This window comes from Martelella mediterranea, from assembly GCF_004342225.1.
GTDB lineage: Bacteria > Pseudomonadota > Alphaproteobacteria > Rhizobiales > Rhizobiaceae > Martelella > Martelella mediterranea_B.
Window position 1 is genome coordinate 1 of the sequence record NZ_SMAR01000062.1, and the last position, 9,113, is coordinate 9,113.

A 9,113-nucleotide genomic window follows, 5' to 3' on the forward strand; every position below is an offset into this window, starting at 1 on the left:
GGTCATCGGAAATCTCCTTTGACACAAGGAATCACAAATCACACAAAAACGGAATCCCATACGATTCATTCATCGCGCCTGACGCTCTAAGCGACAAACGTGACCACAGCGCCTCAAAATGGTTAACACTTCAAGGCTTCATAGGCGGCCTGTTTTTTGGAACCGCAACGCCGGCTGGCGCGTTTACTGGGCAATGGTTTCAAAGGGAGACGATCGTTATGCTCGGTACGATACTGCTTATCATCCTCATTCTGCTATTGATCGGCGCATTACCGCGCTGGGGATATTCAGCAAGCTGGGGCTATGGCCCTTCAGGCGGGCTCGGCCTCGTCCTTTTGATCGTCATCATCCTGCTTCTGCTGGGCTATATCTGATTAAGAAGGGAGAGTTGATTATGAAGAAAGCTGTTCTTGCCATTGCCTGCATTCTGCCGCTGGCAGCCTGCACGACAACAGAACGCAACACCGCAATCGGCGCAGGCACCGGTGCTGCTGTCGGCGGCATTGCGACCAACAGCGTCGGCGGTGCAGCATTGGGCGGTGTCGCCGGCGGCGCTCTCGGTGCCCTCTCGGCGCAATAACGCTTCGGATCTCCTGAATGAGAGAAACGCCGCCTCCCGGTATGGGGAGCGGCGTTTTTTATGACAAGGCCTGCCAAAAACTGAAATGCCCGGCCTCAGCACTCACGCTCGACACACATCGCGATCCCCATGCCGCCGCCGATGCACAGCGTTGCAAGCCCCTTCTCGACATCGCGACGCCGCATTTCATAAAGCAACGTCGTCAGAACACGGGCACCGGAAGCCCCAATCGGATGTCCGATTGCGATGGCACCGCCGTTGACATTAACCTTTTCAGGATCAAGCCCCAGATCGCGCAAAACCGCACAGGATTGCGCGGCAAAAGCTTCATTTGCCTCGATCAGATCAAGAGCTTCAACAGTCCAGCCCGCCTTTGAAAGCGCCTTACGCGATGCAGGAATCGGGCCTGTTCCCATGATCTGCGGATCTACACCGGCTGTCGCCCATGAGGCAATGCGTGCAAGCGGTGTAATCCCACGTTTCTCTGCTGTTTCAGCGCGCATCAGCACGAGAGCGGCAGCGCCATCATTAATGCCGGAAGCATTCCCGGCTGTCACCGTTCCACCCTGCATGAAAGCCGGGCGCAGGCGCTCCAGCCCTTCGAGGGTCATACCGTCCCGAATGCCCTCATCCTGATCGACAACCACCTCGGACCTGCGATGCATGACGGTAACAGGCGTGATCTCGTCGGAAAACCGTCCGGCGGCGCGGGCAGCTTCGGCCTTATTCTGGGACCGGAGGGCAAACTGGTCCTGATCGGCACGGGTCAAAGCCCAGCGCTCAGCGACATTTTCCGCCGTTGTGCCCATATGATAGCCATAAAATGCATCGGTCAGCCCATCGCTCAGCATGGTATCCGTCAGCGTGCGGTCTCCCATTTTCGATGCAGCGCGCAAATGTGCGCAATGCGGTGCAAGCGACATTGATTCCTGACCGCCTGCCACAATAACGGAAGCATCGCCGGTTGCGATCTGTTGCATGCCGATCGCAACCGCACGCAAGCCGGAACCGCAAAGCTGGTTTACACCAAATGCCGTTTTTTCGATCGGAAGGCCCGCGGCCATGGCGGCCTGTCGTGCCGGGTTCTGGCCCTGTCCTGCCGTCAGAACCTGGCCCATGATCACTTCGTCCACCTCTTCGGGCTGCAGACCTGCATGCTGCAGAGAGGCCGCTATGGCAGCTGCGCCCAGTTCATGCGCCGGCACGCTGGCAAACGCACCATTAAAGCTGCCCACCGGCGTTCGTGCAGCGCTGGCGATGACAATGTCACGGTCTTTCATTCCTGTCCTCCCGACCAATAGCGGGGCGACTTTGCAAGCAGTCTGACATGAAGTCAAACGGGCAAAAGTGTGTGTTTTCGCCAAACAAGACAGATGCTGCACCGCCACCAGACATGGCCTGGAGATTTGCAATGCGACAAAAACATTGTCTGAAAGCAGATTTTGCGGTTACATCATCGTCGGGAAGAGGAATTTATTTGAAATAACGCGATTTTCGGGAAGAGACCACATCAGCAAAATCGCGGGGAGGATCAGACATGCGCATGCGCAGCGGCGCGACCGTTATCAAGAAATACGCAAACCGGCGCCTCTATAATACCGGCACCAGCAGCTATGTAACGCTCGACGATCTGGCGGAAATGGTGAAATGCGGAGAAGACTTCAGCGTCACCGACGCCAAGTCCGGCGAAGACATCACGCACACGGTTCTCACGCAGATCATATTCGAGCAGGAATCAAAGTCCGATCAGAGCATTCTGCCTGTTTCGTTTCTGCGAGAGTTGATCAGCTATTATGGCGACCAGATGCAAGCCATGCTGCCGGGCTTTCTCGATAATGCAATGAAGGCTTTTGCCGAACAGCAGGCCCATATGCGCGAGCAGATGGACAAAGCCCTCTATCAGCCACAGCCGGGCCACTCGCTTTCCGACCACGACGACACGGTCGAGCCGAGTCCGGCCGGCTTTTATGCCGAACGAGGGCTTGGGCGGCGGCATGAGGCACACGGCGATCCAGCCATGTCCGGAGAGCTGGACGACCTTCGCCTGCAACTGCGTGCCCTTCAGGCGCGCATCGACAACCTTTAGAGCGCCGTGCATCCATTCGGATGCACAAAGGTCGCTCTAACCTATTGAATCTACGCGCCGTGCGAAAGCACCCGGAACCTTGTTGCGGGAAGCTTTGAAAGAACGGCTATAGAGCATTCAAAACAGCAAAAGGCCGGGCACATGGCCCGGCCTGAAGAAACAGCCTTCTGCATCAGGCAGAAACAAGAACAGCGTTATGCGCTTTCCTTCGGTGTCAGAACCTGACGGCCACGATACATACCGGTCTTCAGATCGATATGATGCGGGCGGCGCAGTTCGCCGGAGTTCTTGTCTTCGACATAGGTCGGGTTCTTAAGAGCGTCTGCAGCACGGCGCATACCGCGCTTGGACGGGGTCGTTTTTCTTTTCGGTACAGCCATTGTACTACTCCACTAGCGGCAAGACCTGATCCCCGGCGGGATCGTCCACCGCGCAATCGATCTTAAAATACGAGAAAATTTGGCGCGCTTATACAGGGCTTCCGGCCATTTGGCCAGTCCCCCTCCTCTTTTTTTGGCTCAAACGTCATTTTTTTGCGCCAAACGCCATTTCACGCTCTCTTTATCAGGCTTCGTCCTCCGGCACAATCCAGCTTTCGGCCAAAGCGCCATCCCGCCAGCGCTGAAACGCCGGAAGACTTTTGATCGTGTTCATGTAAGCTGCGCTGCTCCTGGACGCGGCAAGTTCGTAAATCTCGAAGCGGTTCACGACTGGCGCAAACATTGCATCGGCCGCAGAAAACGAGCCAAACAGAAACGGTCCTCCTGAACGCTGGAGGCTTTCCTTCCAGATTGTCTCAATCCGCCGGACATCAGCATGAACCGCATCGGATACCGCGAACGCGGCAGGCTCACGGCGCATGTTCATGGGGCAGGACGCACGCAAGGCCTGAAAGCCGGAATGCATTTCAGCCGAAAGGGCGCGCGCGACCGCGCGTTCGGCGCGATCTTCCGGCCAAAGGGCGGCTTCAGGGTAAAGCTCTGCGACATACTCGATAATCGCTAGCGACTCCGTCAGCACCAGTTTGCCATGATGGAGAACCGGAACCCGACCGACATCTGAAATCTCGAAGAAACGTGGATTTCCAGCTGGAAAATCAAACGGGATCAGCACTTCCTTGAACGGAATGCCGGTCGCTTCCATCGCCAGCCAGGGGCGCAGCGACCAGGAGGAGTAATTTTTGTTACCGATATAAAGCGTCAGATCACGCATGAGCGCCCTTTCCTGCTTTCATGAAGCCGCAAGATAGGCTGAAAGAGCGGCCAGACGCCAATTGTTTTCAAAAATATCAGTCATAAAGGCAGGTGATATATGAACCGGAGGCCCTGCCGAGGCGCTCGACCCGGGCGGCCAGTTTCAGCATCAGCCCCGATGGATTGGAGGCACGCCGCTGGTCCGGGTTCGGCAGCGACACGGCCAGCAAAGCCGCCTGCCGCCGGGAAAGGTCGGAAGCAGAGATACCGAATTCAGCCTGTGCGGCCGCTTCTATGCCAAATGTATCCGGGCCCCATTGCGCAATATTAAGATAGATCTCCATGATCCGCTTTTTGGGCCAGACGATATCTGCGGCAATCGCGAGCGGCAGCTCCGCCACTTTGCGGATGTAAGACCGGTCATTCCAGAGGAACAGGTTTTTGACCGTCTGCATCGGTATTGTACTGGCACCGCGGGCACGCTCGCCGGAAAAGGCATCCTGAGCCACGGCCTGCAGTTCCCGCCAGTCAACACCATGATGGTTACAGAACTGGCCGTCCTCAGACATCATCACCGATTGCACCAGAACAGGTGAGATGTCCTCAAATGCCACCCATTGCCGGTCATAGCCGGAAACCGTCACCAGACGCGAAAACATGGGGACAGATATCGGATGCACAAAGGTGGGCCGGTAAAGCGGCAGAAGCAGGTAAGGCAGTAGCGCAAAAAGCACGATCACCAGAACCAGCCGCCAAAGCCAGCGTTTCAGGAAACCTGTTTTCCGGGCCGATCCAAGCCTGATGATATCACCCTGCGTGTCGTCGTCGTGCATCTTGTCCTGTTCCCCGCCCGCACCCTTTTTCACTATCGCGAACCCGCGCCAATGGAAAGCCGGCGCGACAAATGATGTCGCGCGCCCGTCCAAATCCAGCTTGAAACCGTCTGGCCGCCATGTCAAAGACGCTTCATGACCACCGCAGCGCAGAAATTCAAGCAAAGCCTTGCCGCAAATCAGGATGCCATCGAGAAGGGCCTCGATACCTTGCTGAGTGCCGAAGCAATGACCGGTGAGACGGAGCGTCCGGCAAGCCTGCTTGCGGCTATCCGCCATGGTGTTTTAAACGGTGGCAAACGTTTCCGGCCATTCCTGGTGCTCGAAAGTACCAGACTTTTTGATGGAAACGCCGAAGCGGCCCTGCGCGTTGCCTGTGCGCTTGAGTGCATTCACTGTTATTCGCTGATCCATGACGACCTGCCAGCCATGGATGATGATGATCTGCGTCGCGGCAGACCCACCGTGCATAAAGCCTTTGATGAAGCCACTGCAATTCTGGCTGGCGACAGCCTGCTCACGCTGGCTTTTGATATCATTGCAGATGCAAGAACCGATCTTAACGCCGATGCCCGCCTCAAGCTCATTTCGGCGCTCGCACGCGCAGCGGGGCTCGGCGGCATGGCCGGAGGACAGGCACTCGACCTGCAAGCTGAAAAAACATCGCCGGACGAAGCCGGCATCGTGACATTGCAAGCCATGAAAACCGGCGCACTGATCCGGTTTGCCTGTGAAACCGGTGCGATTATTGCAAACACGGATCAGGAGGACTTTAGCCGCCTGTCCCGCTTTGGCGCTGTCATCGGTCTGGCCTTTCAGCTGGCCGACGACCTGCTTGACCTCAAGGCCGATGAGAAAACACTGGGCAAAGCCACGGGCAAGGATACCGGGCGCGGCAAGGGCACGCTGGTTGCCATGCATGGTGCCGACTGGGCCGAAGCACGTCTTGATGCGCTGGTGAAGGAAGCCGCTGAACTGCTCGCCCCTTATGGCGAGAAAGCCGGTATCCTTCTGGAAGCCGCCCGCTTTGTTGCAACACGCGAAAACTAGAGCGCCGTGCATCCATTCGGATGCACAAAGGACGCTCTAACCTATTGAAACTACGCATCGTGCTTTCCGAAAATCGATTCCGATTTTCGGAAAGCACGATGCTGTAATCTCAGGCACAGTCATGACACCGCCAATCGCCATTCAAGCCAACGGACACGAAACAATGCTGAAATGGCATCGCGGGCGCGTGCGACCGGGTGATACGCCATTTACGGCCCAGCGCATTGCTGAAGGCCTTGCAGCTGCTGCCAGCATTGAGATCGACCTGCAAATCACAGCCGACGGCGATCTTGCCGTTCTGCATGATCCGTTGCTGGAGCAGTCCACGACTGGACATGGCGCGGTTCTCAAAACCACCTCTGCGCAAATTGCAAAATGCCGGCTTCTGGACCGCAACCACGAAGACAGCGGCGAAAACGTTATGTTGCTTGCCGATCTTGCAGCCCTGGTGGCAAACGGCGCAACGAAAGATGGTGCCGTACTTCAGCTGGATTTTAAGGATCCGCTGACGAACTTTCATAACGACACCGTCGAAATCTTCGCAAAGGCTGTCCGTCCCGTGGCAGATCATATGATCCTTTCGGGCGGAGATGCCGGTGCAGTTCAAACGCTTGCAGGAGCCGTTCCGGGCCTTCCTGTCGGCTATGATCCCTGTCTTGATGACGCCATGGGGCAGGCGATTGCCAGCGGCGACTATGCCAGCTTTGTCGACAATGCACTCGATAAGGCTCAGTGGGCCAGCATGTTCTATCTGCACTATCAACTGGTCCTGGCAGCAGATACAGCAGGCTTTGATATTATCGGTGCCTTTCATGCAGCAGGCAGGACGGTCGATGTGTGGACCATTCGCACAGTAGATGAAACGGCACGCCCGATCATTGAACGACTTCTGGCGCTCAAAGCCGACCAGATCACAACAGATGATGCCGAAGCGCTTTTCGCCACGTTTGGCTGAAGCTCAACAGCCGATCTGCTGACGGATACGGTTCACTTCGCTGCGTGACCGGCAAACATTCTCGCAAGGAATTCCATCATTGTCGCCGTCGGCACGGCGATAGCCCCCACACCAGGCGCGAACGGCTTCGACGCAACTGGATGCCTGCTTACAGGACCAGCCCGCAACAGGCCGATAAAGATCCTCAATATCAACCGGTCTCATGGTCAGGCCGGCTGCATCCGCCGTATGCGCGGACAGAACCCACACCAGAACAACCGGAAAAAAGCGAACAGATATTTTCATTCTCAAGACATTATTCCCGCAAAAAACGCTGCCGCCTTATTAGAGCGCCGTCCAAAACGGAATCAATGTCACGCACGGCCCGGCAAAACACGATTGGGTGGGCGGTGTCCGTCGAAAAACGTGCGGATATTGATGATGACCTTGTCGCCCATGTCGATCCGGCTTTCCAGCGTTGCAGATCCCATATGGGGGAGAAGAACAGCCTTGCCTTTGCGCGCCAGAGCGATCAGCCTCGGATTCACATCGGGCTCATTTTCGAAAACGTCGAGTCCGGCCCCGGCAATCCTGTCTTCTTCCAGACAACGGATCAAGGCCTCCTCGTCAATCACATCACCGCGCGATGTATTGACGATATAGGCTTCCGGCCGGATAAGCGCGAGACGGCGGGCCGAAATCAGATGATATGTCGCTGGCGTGGAAGGGCAATTGACCGAAACAATATCAACCCGCGCAAGCATCTGATCGAGGCTGTCCCAGTAAGTCGCTTCCAGCTCGGCCTCGGTTTCAGGGTTGATACGCCCGCGATTGTGATAATGCACCGAAAGTCCAAACGCCTTTGCCCGGCGGGCAACCGCCGTGCCGATCCGTCCCATACCGACAATGCCGATACGCTTGCCCCAGATCCGGCGCCCCAGCATCCATGTCGGAGACCAGCCCTGCCAGCCCTCAGCATCCGGACCAGCCAGGAAATGCGCCCCTTCGGCCAATCTTCGCGGCACGGACAAAACGAGCGCCATTGTCATATCTGCCGTATCTTCGGTCAGAACATTGGGGGTGTTGGTGACGGTAATGCCTTTTTTGGCCGCAGCATCGACGTCAACATTATCGATCCCGTTGGAAAAACTCGCGATAAGCTTCAGCTGCGGCCCCGCTTCCTCAATCAATCCGGCATCAATCTGGTCAGTCAGTGTCGGCACCAGAACATCGGCTTGCTGCATCGCGGCGGCAAGCTCAGCCCGGCTCAATGGCCGGTCATCATGGTTGCAGGTCGTATCGAACAGCTCGCTCATCCGCGCTTCCACGGGATCAGGTAGCTTGCGTGTTACGAAAACGGCGGTGGTCTTCCGGTTTGTCATGGTTCTGCCGGTGGTTTAACAGCTCTTTAAACAGGTCTGGCGATAATGCACATCTTGCGAAACTTTTTCCACCTGAGTAATGGCATCCCCGGTGAAAAAGCATAGGACCGGATTCTGTTTTCAGGCGGATGAACGGAAAGCGCGGCACCGGACTTATGAGCCGTTTTTCGAGGAATGAAAATGCTACGTCGTATCATCACAACTCTTCTGTGCGTGCTCATGGTCGCTGCTGTTTTCCCGACCGGCCCTGCTTTTGCACAGGCGCAGACGGAGCGTCGTGGTGCTTCCGGTCAACCCCTGCCACGCTTCGCCATCATTCAGGCAGACAGAGCACGGATGCGCGTTGGGCCCGGCTTCAATTATGCGACCAGATGGATTTACAAGCGTGCCGGCCTCCCGGTCGAAATCATTGAGGAGTACGGCACATGGCGACAGGTGCGCGACTCGGACGGCACGACCGGCTGGATGCATGTCTCGGTCCTGTCATCAAAGCGCAACGCTATGGTCGCGCCATGGCTGCGCAACAGTGAAGAAGCGCAGAACTTCGAACTGCAAAGCAGCCCCAATGACTCAGCCCGCACCATCGCGCAGATTGAGCCCGGCGTTATCCTGCGCATGAAAGAATGCGACGGCACATGGTGCGAAGTCGAAGTCAAAGGCGTATCAGGCTATATTCAGCAGGACGATCTTTGGGGGGCTTACCCCGGCGAAGCGTTCAACTGACGCCGGGATTGTCGTCAGACACCAGTCACCCGGATCTGAAGTTCGTCTCATTGCTCCGCTTGCTCTGAACGAACGCCAGGTCCAAGCACGATCCGTAGATTCAATAGGTTCGAGCGTTCTTTGTGCATCCGAATGAATGCACCGCGCTCTAGCAGTTTTTTGTTTCCAGGATAGCCTCTTAAAGTCGAAGCGCAAGGAAGGTTCGGCAAACGCTCAGACACAGCTTTCCATTCAGATTGTCCGTTGTCATATAAAATGGGACATCAGAGCGGCTTGAGCATTGGAGGCTCTGGCTGGTTTGTGTGATTGATTATGCTGCTTGTTTTTGATGT

Annotated in this window: 12 protein-coding genes; 6 read left to right on the forward strand and 6 right to left on the reverse strand. The window is 56.4% G+C overall.

Going from position 1 to position 9,113, the window contains the following annotated elements; translation table 11 throughout:
- Positions 1 to 218: 218 nt before the first annotated feature.
- Both EDC90_RS19755 and EDC90_RS19760 read left to right on the forward strand, forming a co-directional pair.
- Positions 219 to 374 (forward strand): DUF3309 family protein, encoded by a 156-nt coding sequence (locus EDC90_RS19755; protein ID WP_132314248.1) that lies wholly within the window; start codon positions 219 to 221, stop codon positions 372 to 374.
- A gap of 20 nt (positions 375 to 394) precedes the next feature.
- Positions 395 to 580 carry a hypothetical protein gene (locus tag EDC90_RS19760; RefSeq protein ID WP_132314249.1) on the forward strand — a complete coding sequence of 62 codons (186 nt, stop codon included), beginning with the start codon at positions 395 to 397 and terminating at the stop codon, positions 578 to 580.
- A gap of 95 nt (positions 581 to 675) precedes the next feature.
- On the opposite strand, the gene EDC90_RS19765 is transcribed toward EDC90_RS19760, so the two are convergent.
- Complete coding sequence (locus tag EDC90_RS19765; protein WP_132314250.1) at positions 676 to 1,860, reverse strand: acetyl-CoA C-acetyltransferase; 1,185 nt, start codon at positions 1,858 to 1,860, stop codon at positions 676 to 678.
- Positions 1,861 to 2,117: 257 nt separating this feature from the next.
- On the opposite strand from EDC90_RS19765, the gene phaR reads away from it, so the two are divergent.
- The gene (phaR, locus tag EDC90_RS19770; RefSeq protein WP_132314251.1) at positions 2,118 to 2,666 is read left to right on the forward strand and encodes a polyhydroxyalkanoate synthesis repressor PhaR; all 549 of its coding nucleotides are present in this window, start codon (positions 2,118 to 2,120) and stop codon (positions 2,664 to 2,666) included.
- 194 nt (positions 2,667 to 2,860) lie between these two features.
- Here phaR and rpmF read toward each other — a convergent pair whose 3' ends face one another.
- From rpmF to EDC90_RS19785, 3 genes are all read right to left on the reverse strand, one after another.
- The gene (rpmF, locus tag EDC90_RS19775) at positions 2,861 to 3,046 is read right to left on the reverse strand and encodes a 50S ribosomal protein L32 (protein WP_132314252.1); all 186 of its coding nucleotides are present in this window, start codon (positions 3,044 to 3,046) and stop codon (positions 2,861 to 2,863) included.
- Between the two features lie 184 nt (positions 3,047 to 3,230).
- A complete protein-coding gene (locus tag EDC90_RS19780; protein ID WP_132314253.1) occupies positions 3,231 to 3,878 on the reverse strand; it encodes a glutathione S-transferase family protein in 648 nt (215 codons plus the stop codon).
- A gap of 76 nt (positions 3,879 to 3,954) precedes the next feature.
- Positions 3,955 to 4,692, reverse strand: coding sequence for a biosynthetic peptidoglycan transglycosylase (locus EDC90_RS19785; RefSeq protein ID WP_132314254.1), 738 nt, complete (start codon positions 4,690 to 4,692; stop codon positions 3,955 to 3,957).
- Between the two features lie 135 nt (positions 4,693 to 4,827).
- On the opposite strand from EDC90_RS19785, the gene EDC90_RS19790 reads away from it, so the two are divergent.
- Entirely contained in the window at positions 4,828 to 5,742 is a 915-nt protein-coding gene (locus EDC90_RS19790) for a polyprenyl synthetase family protein (RefSeq protein WP_132314255.1), read from the forward strand.
- A gap of 121 nt (positions 5,743 to 5,863) precedes the next feature.
- Entirely contained in the window at positions 5,864 to 6,697 is an 834-nt protein-coding gene (locus EDC90_RS19795) for a glycerophosphodiester phosphodiesterase (RefSeq protein WP_132314256.1), read from the forward strand.
- A gap of 3 nt (positions 6,698 to 6,700) precedes the next feature.
- Here EDC90_RS19795 and EDC90_RS21355 read toward each other — a convergent pair whose 3' ends face one another.
- Together EDC90_RS21355 and EDC90_RS19805 are read right to left on the reverse strand one after the other, a co-directional pair.
- Positions 6,701 to 6,982 carry an excalibur calcium-binding domain-containing protein gene (locus EDC90_RS21355; protein WP_245511150.1) on the reverse strand — a complete coding sequence of 94 codons (282 nt, stop codon included), beginning with the start codon at positions 6,980 to 6,982 and terminating at the stop codon, positions 6,701 to 6,703.
- A gap of 68 nt (positions 6,983 to 7,050) precedes the next feature.
- Positions 7,051 to 8,058 carry a 2-hydroxyacid dehydrogenase gene (locus EDC90_RS19805; RefSeq protein ID WP_132314257.1) on the reverse strand — a complete coding sequence of 336 codons (1,008 nt, stop codon included), beginning with the start codon at positions 8,056 to 8,058 and terminating at the stop codon, positions 7,051 to 7,053.
- Between the two features lie 180 nt (positions 8,059 to 8,238).
- Here EDC90_RS19805 and EDC90_RS19810 point away from each other — a divergent pair, with 180 nt between their 5' ends.
- Positions 8,239 to 8,781: an SH3 domain-containing protein gene (locus EDC90_RS19810; protein WP_132314258.1), complete on the forward strand. Its 543-nt coding sequence runs from the start codon at positions 8,239 to 8,241 to the stop codon at positions 8,779 to 8,781.
- The last annotated feature ends 332 nt before the right edge of the window (positions 8,782 to 9,113 follow it).